13 protein-coding genes are annotated in these 15,070 nt (G+C 43.8%); 8 read left to right on the plus strand and 5 right to left on the minus strand.

Going from position 1 to position 15,070, the window contains the following annotated elements; all coding sequences use genetic code 11:
• Positions 1 to 137: 137 nt before the first annotated feature.
• Positions 138 to 1,019: a phosphatidate cytidylyltransferase gene (locus tag V7K76_RS22990; protein ID WP_334775638.1), complete on the minus strand. Its 882-nt coding sequence runs from the start codon at positions 1,017 to 1,019 to the stop codon at positions 138 to 140.
• A 149-nt stretch (positions 1,020 to 1,168) separates the two neighbouring features.
• Positions 1,169 to 1,771, minus strand: coding sequence for a precorrin-6Y C5,15-methyltransferase subunit CbiT (gene cbiT, locus V7K76_RS22995; RefSeq protein ID WP_179068373.1), 603 nt, complete (start codon positions 1,769 to 1,771; stop codon positions 1,169 to 1,171).
• A 93-nt stretch (positions 1,772 to 1,864) separates the two neighbouring features.
• Between cbiT and V7K76_RS23000 the strand changes: the two genes are divergently transcribed.
• Together V7K76_RS23000 and tatA are read left to right on the plus strand one after the other, a co-directional pair.
• Positions 1,865 to 3,355: a serine/threonine protein kinase gene (locus V7K76_RS23000; protein ID WP_334775637.1), complete on the plus strand. Its 1,491-nt coding sequence runs from the start codon at positions 1,865 to 1,867 to the stop codon at positions 3,353 to 3,355.
• A gap of 273 nt (positions 3,356 to 3,628) precedes the next feature.
• Complete coding sequence (tatA, locus tag V7K76_RS23005) at positions 3,629 to 3,802, plus strand: twin-arginine translocase TatA/TatE family subunit (protein ID WP_179069315.1); 174 nt, start codon at positions 3,629 to 3,631, stop codon at positions 3,800 to 3,802.
• Positions 3,803 to 3,843: 41 nt separating this feature from the next.
• Here tatA and cphA read toward each other — a convergent pair whose 3' ends face one another.
• Both cphA and V7K76_RS23015 read right to left on the minus strand, forming a co-directional pair.
• On the minus strand, positions 3,844 to 6,549 hold the full coding sequence (gene cphA, locus V7K76_RS23010) for a cyanophycin synthetase (protein ID WP_335030022.1): 2,706 nt from the start codon (positions 6,547 to 6,549) through the stop codon (positions 3,844 to 3,846).
• Between the two features lie 378 nt (positions 6,550 to 6,927).
• Complete coding sequence (locus V7K76_RS23015; protein ID WP_334775635.1) at positions 6,928 to 7,791, minus strand: cyanophycinase; 864 nt, start codon at positions 7,789 to 7,791, stop codon at positions 6,928 to 6,930.
• Positions 7,792 to 8,329: 538 nt separating this feature from the next.
• Here V7K76_RS23015 and trmD point away from each other — a divergent pair.
• The 6 genes from trmD to argH all read left to right on the plus strand — a co-directional run bounded on the left by trmD (position 8,330) and on the right by argH (position 14,324).
• Positions 8,330 to 9,094, plus strand: coding sequence for a tRNA (guanosine(37)-N1)-methyltransferase TrmD (trmD, locus tag V7K76_RS23020; RefSeq protein ID WP_334775634.1), 765 nt, complete (start codon positions 8,330 to 8,332; stop codon positions 9,092 to 9,094).
• A gap of 61 nt (positions 9,095 to 9,155) precedes the next feature.
• Positions 9,156 to 9,641 carry a 2-C-methyl-D-erythritol 2,4-cyclodiphosphate synthase gene (gene ispF / locus V7K76_RS23025; RefSeq protein WP_334775633.1) on the plus strand — a complete coding sequence of 162 codons (486 nt, stop codon included), beginning with the start codon at positions 9,156 to 9,158 and terminating at the stop codon, positions 9,639 to 9,641.
• A 62-nt stretch (positions 9,642 to 9,703) separates the two neighbouring features.
• Complete coding sequence (locus V7K76_RS23030) at positions 9,704 to 11,485, plus strand: ABC transporter substrate-binding protein (RefSeq protein WP_334775632.1); 1,782 nt, start codon at positions 9,704 to 9,706, stop codon at positions 11,483 to 11,485.
• A 263-nt stretch (positions 11,486 to 11,748) separates the two neighbouring features.
• Positions 11,749 to 12,537 (plus strand): nickel pincer cofactor biosynthesis protein LarB, encoded by a 789-nt coding sequence (gene larB, locus V7K76_RS23035; protein WP_334775631.1) that lies wholly within the window; start codon positions 11,749 to 11,751, stop codon positions 12,535 to 12,537.
• Positions 12,538 to 12,643: 106 nt separating this feature from the next.
• Positions 12,644 to 12,850 (plus strand): hypothetical protein, encoded by a 207-nt coding sequence (locus V7K76_RS23040; protein ID WP_334775630.1) that lies wholly within the window; start codon positions 12,644 to 12,646, stop codon positions 12,848 to 12,850.
• 88 nt (positions 12,851 to 12,938) lie between these two features.
• Positions 12,939 to 14,324 carry an argininosuccinate lyase gene (gene argH, locus V7K76_RS23045; RefSeq protein ID WP_334775628.1) on the plus strand — a complete coding sequence of 462 codons (1,386 nt, stop codon included), beginning with the start codon at positions 12,939 to 12,941 and terminating at the stop codon, positions 14,322 to 14,324.
• 421 nt (positions 14,325 to 14,745) lie between these two features.
• Here argH and V7K76_RS23050 read toward each other — a convergent pair whose 3' ends face one another.
• A complete protein-coding gene (locus V7K76_RS23050; RefSeq protein ID WP_167407613.1) occupies positions 14,746 to 14,910 on the minus strand; it encodes a hypothetical protein in 165 nt (54 codons plus the stop codon).
• Positions 14,911 to 15,070 lie beyond the last annotated feature (160 nt).

A 15,070-nucleotide genomic window follows, 5' to 3' on the forward strand; every position in this document is an offset into this window, starting at 1 on the left:
GCACTTCTCTTCTCTACGAGACGCTACGCGAACGTCTGAAATTTCTTTAATTTTGAATTTTGAATTGTTAATTACGCCGTGTTGTATTAGGTTGGGGCTGTTCTTCTTAGGTCTGTATTGAACTCAACTGAAAACCGCTACAGTAGCGGCAACAGTAGTGTCACGAAATAATAAACCAAAGGAGCAGTAAAAATATAACTATCAGTACGGTCTAAAATACCACCGTGGCCGGGGATTAACTGTCCAGAATCTTTGACTCCAGCATCTCGCTTCAGCATAGATTCAGTGAGATCCCCTAAAAGACTAGCAATGCCAATCAGCAAACCCAATGCTAAACCAGTGAAAGGGGAACTTGGCAAGTGGAGATAATAGGCTCCTGCTACGGCTACAGCAACACTTGAAGTAATGCCAAAGACAGCACCTTCTACAGTTTTTTTCGGGCTAATCTCAGATAGACGGGTTTTTCCAAAGAATTTGCCAATGGTGTAAGCACCGATATCGGCTGCCCAAATACACAAAAAAGTTAGCAGTGTTGCTGTAAAACCTTGTGGTAGAGAAGCGGCATTTGCCTTCTCCCAGAAATCCATCCAGTTTGTGGGCCAGTAACCTCCAAAAGGGAGATTGCTAAAAGCAGCACTATCAATTGCTCGTAACCGCACCCAGTAACTTGGTAAATAACCTACATAAAATAGCCCCATAATGGAAGCGGAAACATCAGCGATCGTGGCAAATTTGGGTTGAAACAGCAGGTAAAAACAAATAAGTGTGCCAGCTATTGGCATCACAGCATCAGCTAAACTGCCATCTAGCGTGCAAATTACCAGCAATACTTGGCTAGCAGCCATTGTGGTTTTAGCAGCAGGAACTATACCTCTGGCTCGCACCAAATTAAAATATTCCTGTTGTCCTAAAAAGACGATAACCGCAAACATGATGGTAAAGTACCAACCACCCAAAAGGGTAACTGAAAGAGCAAGAGCGATCGCAACAATTCCACTAATAATCCGAGACCAAGGCATAGAAGTATTTTGGATTTTGGATTTTGGATTTTGGATTAGAGATTAGGTATTCGAGATTAGGGATTGGTAATTGTGGCTTGGTTTCTTATGACATATCACCTAAATCACCAATCTAAAATCTAAAATCTAAAATCTAAAATCTTTTTGATTTAGTCCAGTTTCTCACCACTGAGGATAAAAATGGGATCAACGGCGGTAAAGCTTTGAGAAAAGCCGCGCGTCTCTAAGCGGTTAACCGCAGATTGGACGACTTCGATATTTCTAGCTCTTAACAGAGAAAAGCTCTGAGAAATAGCATATAGACTTTCTAGATTAGCAGCTGTGGCTACAACCCGACCGGATGGCGGTAAATAATGCCAAGCTGCTTGCAGTATTTCTTGGATGGGCCGTCCTCCCTCGATACAAATGCGGTGAGGGGCAACCTTAAGATCGTGTAAACACTCTGGGGCGCTACCTTCAATTACTTCGACGTTTTTCACATCAAAGCGATCGCAGTTACGCTTGATCAAATTAGCTACTTCTTCATCCCTTTCGATAGCGATAATCTGTCCACCTGGACACAATAGCCCCACTTCTACCGGAATTGTACCCGTCCCTGCGCCAATATCCCACAGCACGGAATCTGATTTTAGCCGCAGTTGGGAAATTAATAGCAGTCGGACTTCTCGCTGACTCAGGGGAATTCCTGGCAAATGTTCAAATAATTCATCGGGAATACCAGGGGTAATATAAGGCCAAAGTTGGGAGGGCATAGAATTACGCAATTATACTAAAGATATTGATTTGCCATATTGAAGAGCTATAAGCTATAAAACTTTTCAACGGTAGCATTATAAGAAAACATAATGATTGGCGAAATATTAGGCGAACGCTACGAAGTTCAGCAGCTACTAGGAAAAAAAGCAGGGCGGCGGACGCTATTAGCTCGTGATTTGCAAACTCAGGAATTAGTTGTCATCAAGTTACTCTCTTTTAGTAGTGACTTTGAGTGGGATTCACTCAAGTTGTTCGAGCGAGAAGCTGAAACTTTAAAAAACCTAGCACATCCCTCAATTCCTGGCTATTTAAACTATTTTGAGGTAAATCTACCAACCATCAAAGGATTTGCTCTAGTACAAACTTATATCCCTGCACAAACTTTAGAGCAATGTTTACAAACTGGACGGACTTTTACAGAAATTGAAGTCAAAGAGATAGCTAAAGCACTTTTAGAGATTCTCATTTACCTACATGAGCTACATCCGCCTGTAATTCATCGTGATATTAAGCCTAGCAATATTTTATTGAGCGATCGCTCTGGTAATAGTGTCGGTCAACTCTATTTGGTAGATTTTGGTTCAGTCCAGACAGTCCTCGCTACAGAAACCGGCACAAGAACCGTGGTAGGAACTTATGGCTATATGCCACAGGAGCAATTTGGTGGACGCACTGTTGCAGCATCTGACCTTTATAGTTTAGGTGCAACCTTAATTTATTTAGTGACGGGTACTCACCCAGCCGATTTACCTCAAAAGGATTTTCGCATTCAGTTTGAGCAAGTGGCTAATCTCAGTCCCAGCTTTAGCAATTGGTTAAAGTGGATGGTTGAACCCAGTTTAGAACGGCGTTTGAGTTCTGCGAGTGCTGGACTTGCAGCTTTAGAACATCCACAACTTTTACAACAACCGCGCCCAGCAGAAATTAACCTGTCAGACTGGATTAGAGGTCATTGGCATTGGAATGGAAATAATTGGGTTTCCTCTGGGTATGGAGATAGTAATGATCTGACTATTCAAGTTTCCAAACCAGGTGGTAGCAAAATTCAACTAACCAAAAATGCGGATTCTTTAGAAATTATCGTTCCACCTGCTGGTTTTGATTCATCAATAGTATTCACAGGTTTATTTGCGATCGCCTGGAATTCATTTATCCTGTTTTGGACACTTGGCGCACTCTCAGCACCTTTTCCTGTCAACATCCCCTTTGCCTTGTTCTCACTTCCTTTTTGGGGTGCTGGTTTTGGCATGATGTATAAATTTCTCTTTGATTTATTTGGACGCACCTGCTTACGCCTGAATCCAGAACAAATTACCCTAACCTTGGATTTGTTTGGTTGGAAATTTTATCGCCCGCGTGCATCGCCAAGACAAAGTATCACTAGGTTAGTTTACATTCCACAACATTTAACTAAAAGAACTGTAAGAGGAGATGAAACTACAAGTCTCGTTCCCGCGCAATTGGATATTTGGGTAGGAGTACAAAAATATCAACTTCATGGTGTTAAATCTGAAGCAGAACTGGAATGGCTAGCCCGTGAATTAAGCGATTGGTTAGGTATTCCAATTGAGCGGAAATAAACAAAAGGAATAATCTGAAGAGGTCTAAAAATGGCAACTACAAATAAAAGACAATTCCTAATGGAATTAATTCAAAAACAATTAAACATCACACCCGAAAGCAATGAAATAAAGAAGTTTAGAACTTTTAGAAGATGAAAAAGATATTAGAGATGCTAGTGCTGAAATAGATCCCCGACTTCTTAAAGAAGTCGGGGATCTTGTTTCTCACGAATGATTTAGGATTGCTATATAGAACAGTTAATTAAAAATTATTGAGAGGAACTGTGTATGTTGTTTGGACTGGGATGGCCAGAGATAGCTGTAATTACCATAGTCGCTATTCTAATTTTCGGCCCAAAAAAAATTCCTGAACTGGGGACTGCACTGGGCAAAACCCTACGAGGTTTTAAGGAGGAGATGAAAACTCCCAGCGAGGAAACCAATCAGGAAGAAGAAAAACAGTAATCAAAGTAGTCAGGAGAAGTCAGCGCACTGACTCTTCCTGACTACAGCAAGGTATTGACAACAGAAGAAGGTGTGATCCCATTTTGGGAATCGACAATAGTTGTGCCAGCATTTTGTTGGTGTGTCTCTTCTTTCGCTAGGCCACGCAGCTTAATTAATTTAATCGCCCGAGTAACGCTTTCTGGCAAAATTACCACCAGACTGTTATCGGGAGCCATGTCTAAGCCTTTATTTATCGCTTGGGTTTCATCCAGAATGGATTCATAGCGGCTATCAGGCTTAACTTCGGTGATGCCTTGAATAATCAATTGGGCGGCTGATCCCCGTAGTCTTCCCCGTGTGTCATCGTCTTCTTTGATGATGATATAATCAAAAATTTGTGCTGCTAGCTTACCCAAAGTAACAAAATCTTCGTCGCGGCGATCGCCTGGCCCACCAATTACGCCAATCCGTTGTCCTGTAGTCCAGTTCCGCACAAAGGAACCTACAGCTTCGTAACTGGCTGCGTTGTGGGCATAGTCTACCAAAGCGTGGTAGTTTCCTAAATTAAATAAATTCATCCGTCCCGGTGTTTGACTAACTGAAGCCCGGAAAATCCTCAAACCAGCCCGAATCTGCTCAATTGTGACGTTTTGCACGAATGCTGCCAAACTTGCAGCTAAAGCGTTGGCAATCATAAACGGCGCACGTCCGCCCATTGTTAAAGGTATATTTTCTGCTCTTTCTATGCGGTGTGTCCAATCACCTTTAACAATTGACAAATAGCCATTTTCATACACTGCCGCTACTCCGCCCTTTTGGATGTGCTTCCGCACTAATTCCGAGTCGGGGTTCATGGTGAAGTAAGCAATATTAGCCTTAGTTTTTTCTGACATGGCGGCGACACGGCGATCGTCGGCATTGAGTACCGCATAGCCATCAGGGAATACGGCTTCCGCTACTACACTCTTAAGGTTAGCTAACTGCTCAATGGTATCTATATCGCCTATTCCTAAGTGGTCTGAGGCTACATTCAATACCACACCTACATTTGCGGCTTCAAAGCCCAATCCAGAGCGAAGAATGCCACCACGAGCCGTTTCCAGTACTGCTACTTCTACTGTGGGATCTTGGAGGATCACGTGGGCACTTTGGGGACCGGTGTTATCGCCTGCTTCTACTAAGTAATCACCGATATATGTGCCATCGGTAGTTGTATAACCTACTACTTTACCAGTCTGTTTATAAATATGTGCTAGTAGGCGGGTAGTGGTGGTTTTGCCATTAGTACCCGTGACGCTGAGGATGGGAATTTGGCTAGATTGCTCGTTGGGAAACAACATATCCATCACTGCGCCAGCGACGTTGCGAGGGATGCCCACACTTGGGGCAACGTGCATCCGAAAGCCGGGAGCGGCGTTAACTTCGACAATTACGCCATCTACTTCCCGCAAAGGACGGCTAATATCCGAAGTGACGATATCGAGTCCGGCAATATCCAAACCGATAATCTTGACTACCCGTTGTGCTAACCAAAGATTTTCGGGGTGAATTTCATCGGTACGGTCTACAGCACTACCACCTGTACTTAAGTTGGCTGTTGCTCTGAGATAACAAATAGTGCCCTTGGGTGGCACGCTATTTAGGGTGTAACCTTGCCTTTCTAACAATTGGTAGCTAGTGCGGTCTAGTTCAATCTTGGTGAGGACGTTATCGTGTCCTTCACCGCGATTTGGGTCAAGGTTGGTTTCTTCGATGAGTTCGGAGATAGTGGATCTACCGTTGCCAATGACATGAGCCGGAACCCGTTCGGCGACTGCTACGACTTTGCCATTTACAACTAATACTCTATGGTCGCGCCCAACATAATATCTTTCGATAATAATTGACCGAGAAACCTGTCTGGCAGCTTCGTATCCAGCTTCAGCTTCTTCCCAAGTTCTGATATCAATGGTGATCCCACGTCCATGATTGCCATCCAGGGGCTTGATGACGATGGGATAGCCGCCCACGAATTCAATGGCTTGTTCTAAATCGTCTAAAAAGTTGATTACTGTACCTCTGGGTACTGGCGCACCAGCAGCAGCGAGGATGCGTTTAGTGGCTTCTTTATCGCAAGCTAGTTCTACACCCAGAATGCTGGTGTTATCGGTCATTGTCGCCTGCATTCGCTTCTGGTTGACGCCATAGCCTAGCTGAATCAAAAAGCGGGCTTCCAGCGACATCCAGGGGATACCTCTTTTTTCTGCTTCTTTGACGATCGCTTCTGTGGAGGGGCCTAGTGAAGCATCACGGGTGAAGTCTTTCAGGTCTTGGATATCTTGCTCTAGTTCTGCCTTGGGATAACGGCCTCGATCAACGATACTCTGGCATAGCCGTACTGCGGCTCGTCCAGCGTAGCGTCCCGCTTCCTCATTCAGGTACTCGATCACGACTTGGTAAATTCCGGGTGTGGCAGTTTCGCGGGTGCGACCAAAGCCCACATGCATACCTGCTAATTCTTGGAGTTCTAGGGCTACGTGTTCCACGATATGACCCATCATAGTGCCTTCTTTGACTCGCATCAAAAAACCACCACGACAGCCAGGCGAACAATAGTGACCCTCCAGACTCGGCAGCGCCTCAACTAATCCTTCATAAAAGCCAGGGATTTCATTCGAGGGCGTCTCGCCAAGGGTTTCTAAATCGAGGCGCATGACGATCAGTTTGTGGCGTCGAATGCTCCAATAGTTTGGGCCGCGTAAGGTCTGGATCTTGAGGATTCTCATGGGAATAGGTAGATGGAGATTCGGAACCAAAATTCTAGTTTCTTACTGGAATTGACCGCTAAACTGTTCATGAAAAACAGTTTTTTCTTTTTACATGGTATTCTTATCATTTTTTTACGGTAAGAAATAATCAAGGTGCGGCCAACCAATTTTGAATTTTAGATTGACATTTTAGATTGTAAAGATACTACTAGAGTACTTAACTCTCTGAATTTTAGATTGACGATAGTGTAGCTAAACCGAGTCATTGCAGGTCTTTTAGATTGGTTTTGTCTCCTTTCTGGTATTATGTACCGAAAAGTTCTTTTAATCTAAAATCCAAAATCCAACATCTAAAATTTGCGGTCAACTCAGTGTAACCTCAGATACTCTATGCCGTCAGCTGGAGATTCGATGTACAGCAGGCAATACAGTCCGCTGGTACAAGTGGAAGCGATCGCCGTAGCTGAGGATATGAAGACGTAAATTATGTACGGTTAATGGTTCATTAGCACCAACATGCGGTTCGTTAGTGTGGGTCAACTCAGTGGGATCAACAATGGTGACACTGCCTTTACCCATAACTTGTAACCAACCATCACGTTCAAACACGGCACAAGTATCTTCGTCAATGCCAATACCTAAGCGATCAGGATGAGCTGAGATCGCGCTAATCAATCGCCCCATCCGATTACGGTTGTGAAAGTGTTGGTCAACGATGACTTCAGGAATAAATCCTAAACCAGTTGCCATATCCACTAGGGAACGATTTGGCGTTTCTCCACTACCGCCGCCTGCAATCATGTGATGCCCCATCACCGCCGCTCCTGCACTGGTGCCTGCTAACGTCAGTTGCCCCGCCCTCACCCGCTGACGAATAATTTCCATTGCTGGCGTATCTGCCAATACGCCACAAAGACGCAGCTGGTCTCCTCCTGTCAAAAATACCCCACTACAGGCTTCTAAGGATGCTTTAATCTGGGAGGTTTCACACTGTTCTCGTTCGCGGATGTCTAAAATCTCTACTTTCTGGGCACCCATTTCTTCAAAAATGCGAATATACCGACCACCGATGATGGCGGGTTCGCGAGAGGCAGATGGAATAATTGTAATATAAGCCTTACTAGCACCGGCGCGTCCAAAAAAAGTTCGTAGGATTTCGCGCCCATGAACTTTATCTTCTGCACCTCCGATAACCAGAACGGCGGTTTTAGTTGCTTGGGGTGTCCTCATTTCTAGCGATTTAGCTTGTAATTGCGGCATTTTGTTTCTCCTGTCAACAACTTCAGGTGAATTTAACAAGGTTTGGAAGCAGCCATGATTTTTGCGCTTTGCAACTTTCGAGAGGACACTTTTTGGAAGTTTGGAACTAGCCCAGCCACTCTCCAAATTTTCGCCTAACGCTCGCGTTGCCTCAGTCTAAACGTGTTTGTTTCCATTCCTCAAAGCCAGTGCCTTGTTTTTCACCTGTCCACTTGCAGCAGGGCAAAATAGTCTTTGGAGGCTAGATTCCCCCTTTAGGATTGGGGACAAGCATTTAAGACTACGCTTTTTTCTGAGGCTGGCTTGATGCATCCTGGAAGTTGTTAACTTGATATGATTATTAATTTAAATGTAGTTGTGACAACATTTAAACATAAATTAAGTAATTAGAAAAACTTTTGATTCCATCTAAAATCCAAGAGGTCTGGTAGTTTTAGATACTATTGATAAAGTTTAACTGGAGTTTAACCCGACCTTGGCTTGCTGGTGTTTGCTAGACATTCAAATTTAAGATTAGTGTCCTCGAATACGAATAACTGTGCGCTTTGATATAGTTACGCTTTTTCCTGACTGTTTTAACTCTGTTCTCAATTCTGGGCTGCTGGGTAAAGCCTTAGCCAAACAGATTGCCGAAGTGCATCTGGTTAATCCACGGGACTTTACCACTGACAAGCACCGAAAAGTAGATGATGAACCCTACGGCGGTGGTGTTGGGATGCTAATGAAGCCAGAACCTCTTTTTAGCGCTGTGGAGTCGCTGCCGATTCTACCCCGAAGAGAAGTAATTTTGATGAGTCCACAGGGTCAAACAATTAATCAACCCCTTTTGAAAGAATTAGTGACAAATTATGACCAGTTAGTAGTAATTTGCGGCCATTACGAAGGAGTGGATGAGAGGGTGCTACATTTAGTAACTCGTGAGGTATCTTTAGGCGATTTTATTCTGACTGGTGGAGAAATTCCAGCAATGGCTTTGATTAATGGCGTAGTGCGACTAATACCCGGAACTGTAGCCAAAACGGAGTCTCTCACAGCAGAAAGTTTTGAAGAAGGGTTATTAGACTATCCCCAATATACTCGTCCTGCCAATTTTCGCGGCTTGAAAGTGCCTGATGTCTTACTCAGTGGGAATCACGCAGCGATCGCCCGGTGGCGTTACGAACAACAAATTCAAAGAACCCGCGATCGCCGCCCCGATCTCCTGGAGAAATTGGAGCAGGGGGAGAAATTGAAGCAGGGGGAGCAGGGGAAGCAGGGGGAGCAGGGGGAGCAGGGGAAGCAGGGGAGCAGGGGAGCAGGGTGAGAATAATAATTTCTAACTCTTGACAAATGACAAATGACAAATGACAAATGACAAATGACAAATGACAAAAATTCGTATTGGTAACGGCTACGATATTCATCAACTGGTGAGCGATCGCGCTTTGATTTTAGGTGGAATTCAAATTCCCCATGAACTGGGTTTGTTGGGGCACAGTGACGCTGACGTACTAACCCATGCGATTATGGATGCGATGCTTGGGGCATTATCCTTGGGGGATATTGGTCATTATTTTCCGCCTAGCGATCCCCAATGGGCGGGAGCAGATAGTTTAGTACTATTAACTCAAGTACATCAACTGATTCGCGATCGAGGTTGGCAGGTGGGAAATATTGACTCGGTAGTAGTAGCAGAACGCCCAAAATTAAAACCGCATATTCACAATATGCGTGACAAAATAGCGGCGGTTTTAGAATTAGAACCAAATCAAATTGGCATCAAAGCTACCACTAACGAAAAATTAGGCCCCGTTGGACGTGAAGAAGGTATATGTGCTTATGCTGTTGTCTTGCTAGTTGCTTCAGAGTGAATTTTATTTTAGCCTCTGATAAAGATATTGAAGATTGATTAGATGGAAATAAATGGGAAATTATGAAATTTTTTAGGAAAATATTTCTGGCAATTAAATATTTTTGGTTGCCAATAATTTTGACTTCCGTAACAGCACTTATACTTACCGCCTGCAACCCCACTAACTTTAAAAGTGCAGCTGCTCAAGTACCGCAATTGGTAACTGCTATTCTCAGCGATCCTAAAACCTTTAACTACCCTCTGAGTCAAGAGTTTCCTAATGTTTTTTCTCTAATTTACGAGGGATTAATCACCCAAAACCCAATAACTGCCAAAGTTGAGCCGGCATTAGCGGAATCTTGGCAAATTTCTGATGATAAATTAAAGATTATTTTTACCATACGGCAAGGGTTGAAATGGTCTGATGGTCAGCCACTAACAGTAGATGATGTGGTATTTACCTACAATGATATTTATTTAAATGAAGCAATTCCTACAGATGTGAGAGACAGCTTGAGGATTGGTAAAAGTCGGAAACTGCCCACTGTCAGAAAAGTGGATGAACGCCGGGTTGAGTTTAGCGTACCGGAACCTTTTAGACCTTTCCTATTGAGTACAGGTTCACCAATTTTGCCAGCCCACACCTTGCAACAATCGGTAAAAACCAAAGACCAAGATGGGAAACCAACCTTTTTGACAAAATGGGGCGTTGATACTCCTCCCGACCAAATTATTGTCAACGGCCCTTACAAAATAGATCGCTATGACACGAGTCAGCGTGTGGTTTTTCGGCGCAATCCCTACTACTGGCGTAAAGATGCTCAAGGCAATTCCCAGCCTTATATTGAAAGGGTAATTTGGCAAATTGTAGAGTCAACAGATACCTCGTTACTGCAATTTCGTTCTGGTGGATTAGATACTGTTGGAGTGTCCCCAGATTATTTTTCTTTGCTAAAAGTGCAAGAAAAGCAGGGTAATTTCAAAATTTATAATGGTGGGCCAACATCTAGTACATCGTTTGTTTTGTTCAATCTCAACAAAGGTAAAAGGGACGGAAAACCATTAGTAGATCCGGTTAAGTCTGGGTGGTTCAATAATGTGCAATTTCGGCAGGCTATAGCTTATGCAATTGACCGCCAAACGATGATTAATAACACGTTTCGCGGCTTGGGTGTGGCACAAGATTCACCCATTTCTGTACAAAGCCCCTATTATCTTTCTGCTAAAGAAGGGTTAAAAGTTTACGATTACAATGTGCAAAAAGCGAAGGAATTACTGTTCAAAGCAGGATTTAAGTACAACAACAATCAGTTAGTAGATGCTCAGGGAAATCGTGTCCGTTTTTCTTTGCTTACCAATGCTGGAAATAAAATCCGTGAGGCAATGGGATCGCAGATTAAACAAGACTTGAGCAAAATCGGCATTCAAGTTGATTTCACTCCGTTGGCTTGGAATACCTTTACTGACAAAGTTTCTAACTCCTTAAATTGGGAAGCTTCTTTGATGGGTTTGACCGGCGGATTAGAACCAAATGATGGTGCTAATGTCTGGGCACCTGAAGGTGGATTGCACATGTTTAATCAAAAACCTCAAGTAGGACAAAAGCCGATTCAGGGTTGGGAGGTTGCTCCTTGGGAAGCGGAAATAGGGAATCTTTACATTCAAGCTGCACGAGAATTAGACGAAGCTAAAGTTAAAGCGATTTATGTCGAAACACAGCGGATTACCCAGGAAAATTTACCTTTTATTTACTTGGTTAATCCTTATGCAATGTCAGCGGTGCGTAATCGTTTTGAAGGCATTAAATTCTCTGCCCTTGGCGGTGCATTCTGGAATATTGAACAAATTAAAGTAACTGATTAGGGATTGGGGATTGGGGATTGGGGATTGGGGATTAGGGATTGGGGATTGGGGATTGGGGATTGGGTAAAATAGTTCCGTTAGCGGTAGCAGTGCGTTGAGCCAGTGCTGAGTTGTGAGTAAAGAAGTGAAATTCCCAACTTAATACGGGCTAAACGCCCCGCTATCGCTAACAGCACTCAGCACTCCTGAATGGTTAATCAACAAAATTAGTTATTAGACGACTGATAAATGACAAAGAACAAAAGACAAAGGGCTAATCACTAATGACCGATGAAAAAACTTTGCGATCGCTACTTGTTGCGGTTGCTAATGGTAAAGTTACCCCAGATACGGCATTAGACTCACTCAAAGACTTGGCTTATGAATCTGTGGGCGAGTTTGCCAAAATTGACCACCATCGTCAGCTAAGAACTGGTTTCCCAGAGGTGATTTGGGGACCTGGTAAGACTCCCGAACAAATTGCTCAAATTATGGAGGTGATGCGTCTTCGTAATCCGGTGGTGATGGCGACTCGGATTGAACCAGCAGTTTATGCCGTATTAGAATCAAAAGTTAGCGGTTTGCGATATTACCAATCGGCGCGAATTTGTGCGATCGCTCCCCTTACCATCGAACCACAATTCGGAGGTGAAATTGGCATTCTTTCTGCTGGTACTGCTGATTTACCCGTTGCTGAAGAAGCTGCTGTCACCGCTGAACTTTCAGGTTTCCGCGTCCAGCGCCTTTGGGATGTTGGCGTTGCTGGGATTCACCGTTTGTTAAGTAACCGCCACCTGATTGAGTCAGCATCAGTGTTAATTGTCGTGGCGGGGATGGAAGGCGCTTTACCTAGCGTTGTCGCTGGTTTAGCGAGTTGTCCTGTGATTGCTGTACCCACCAGCATCGGTTATGGCGCCAGTTTTGGCGGTTTAGCGCCTTTGTTGACAATGCTCAACTCTTGTGCTGCGGGAGTAGGTGTAGTAAATATCGATAATGGTTTTGGCGCAGCAGTGTTGGCGGGACAGATTTTGCGGACTGCCGAGAAATTGCGGTTGGCATCGGCTGTATCTTGAGTTAAGACATTGAAGTTATATCCAATATTTCAGTAAATATCAGTACTTTATCTAAAAAATGCACTGATGCTGAAATTTGCCAGCCCTAACTTCTTAAGCACCAAATATGAGCCACTACAGCGATTTGATATCTCAGCTACTTTGGCATTTGCCTGTAAATTTGACAGACATAGCACAGACAATTACTGATCCGCATGTTTTGGATCAGATTCAAAAAGCTTGGAGCCACTTTATACAAACAGGTCAAGTGTGGGCATTGTTGATTGGTTTATTCATTGGCTATATCATTCGGAATCTAACTAGCTACGGTTAAAGTAATTTTGGATTTTGGATTTTAGATTTTAGATTAATCCAAAATCCAAAATCTAAAATCCAAAATTGATGCCCCTCCCTGATAATTTATGACCACAAAAGAAACTTGGAGCCAGCGCTTTGAATCAGCATTGCATCCAGCGATCGCTCGTTTTAATGCCAGTATAAGTTTTGATATTGAATTAATCGAATACGATCTCACTGGTTCTCAAGCCCATGCCCAAATGCTCGCTCACACGGGCATTATCTCCCCAAAAGAAGGAGAGCAACTGGTTGCAGGTTTAGAGCAAATTCGCCAAGAGTACCGCCAGGGGAAATTTCAGCCCGGTGTGGATGCTGAAGATGTACATTTTGCAGTTGAACGACGACTGACAGAAATTGTCGGCGATGTGGGTAAAAAACTGCATACGGCGCGATCGCGTAATGACCAAGTTGGTACTGACACTAGACTCTACCTCCGCGACCAAATCCAACAAATCAAAAGCGAATTGCGAGAATTTCAAGGTGTGTTACTCGATATAGCCGAAAAGCACGTTGAAACCCTGATTCCTGGCTATACTCATCTCCAACGCGCCCAACCTGTGAGTTTAGCTCATCATCTATTGGCATACTTTCAAATGGCTCAACGCGACTGGGAACGTCTAGGTGACGTTTCTCGCCGTGTGAATATTTCACCTTTGGGGTGCGGTGCTTTAGCGGGAACTACTTTCCCGATCGATCGCCACTACACAGCCAAACTCTTGAATTTTGACGATATTTATGCTAACAGCCTCGATGGAGTGAGCGATCGCGATTTTGCGATCGAATTCTTGTGTGCTGCTAGCTTGATTATGGTTCACCTCAGCCGCCTTGCAGAAGAAGTCATTCTTTGGTCATCGGAAGAATTTCGCTTTGTTACCCTGAAAGATAGCTGTGCTACTGGTTCCAGTATCATGCCCCAAAAGAAAAACCCCGACGTTCCAGAGTTGGTACGAGGGAAAACGGGGCGTGTATTTGGTCATCTCCAGGCAATGTTAGTGATTATGAAGGGGCTACCCTTGGCATATAACAAAGACCTACAAGAAGATAAAGAAGGTTTATTTGATAGCGTTAAGACAGTCAAAGCCTCTCTAGAAGCAATGACGATTTTGCTCAGAGAAGGTTTGGAATTTCGTACTGAGCGGTTAGCATCAGCCGTGGCGGAAGATTTTTCTAATGCTACCGATGTCGCAGATTATCTGGCAGCACGGGGCGTTCCTTTCCGAGAAGCTTATAACCTCGTGGGTAAAGTCGTAAAAACTAGTATTGCCGCAGGAAAACTCCTCAAAGATTTGACATTGGAAGAGTGGCAACAACTACATCCGGCATTTGCAGCAGATATTTATGAGGCGATATCCCCCCGTCAGGTTGTGGCAGCCCGCAATAGTTACGGTGGTACTGGCTTTATACAGGTCAGCAAAGCACTTATAGCCGCCCGCGCTCAAATTGAGCAATAGAGAGAGGGAGTAATAATTTTAGATTTTAGATTTTGGATTTTGGATTAAAACAAGTCGCAAGTCGCAAGTCGCAAGTCGCAAGTCGCAAGTAAGTTTTGTGAAAGCGACGCGCAAAGCGAGTCTGCGATAGCGCCGGCGGCAAGCGAGTATTTTCGAGTCGCGTCCGGGGATTTAGCGCTGCATTGCGGTCTTGGGGTCTCCCCAAGAGGAGCAACTTTGCAAGACAGACCCCGACCCAAAACTTACCGGTTATTCAACCGGGGGACTTAAACCCACCATACTCTGTTAAATTTCAATCTAAAATCCAAAATCCAAAATCCAAAATTGAATTGCCCAATGCCCAATAATAAATAAGGGCGTACAAATAAATGTACGCCCTAAAAATTAAATAACCCAAACAATAAGGATTTAGGCAGGCAGCTTATTCAGTGTCAGCTGCTGCTGCGCCTTCTTCTTCCTCACTCTTTGGTGGTCTTTGTTGGAACCTTCTCTGCATTCTTCCTGTCGTAGTTCGTTTACGAAACTTTCTGGCATACGCCTGGTTACGTAGCGCCTTTTCTTTTTTCGGGTTACGGCGCTTGGCCATGTTCACCTCATTAATAAACAACAAAAAAGTAGCAACTAGGCATCACGTAGGCAATATTAGCTACCAATGTTATTGATATACTTGTAGCCTAGTGCAGCAATAAATACGCTTTAAACAGTGTACTATTCTACCGCATACAACCTTGTTCTGTCAATAAAAA

Origin of the sequence: Nostoc sp., assembly GCF_036917975.1 — a bacterium.
In the GTDB taxonomy this organism is placed as follows: Bacteria; Cyanobacteriota; Cyanobacteriia; order Cyanobacteriales; family Nostocaceae; genus Nostoc.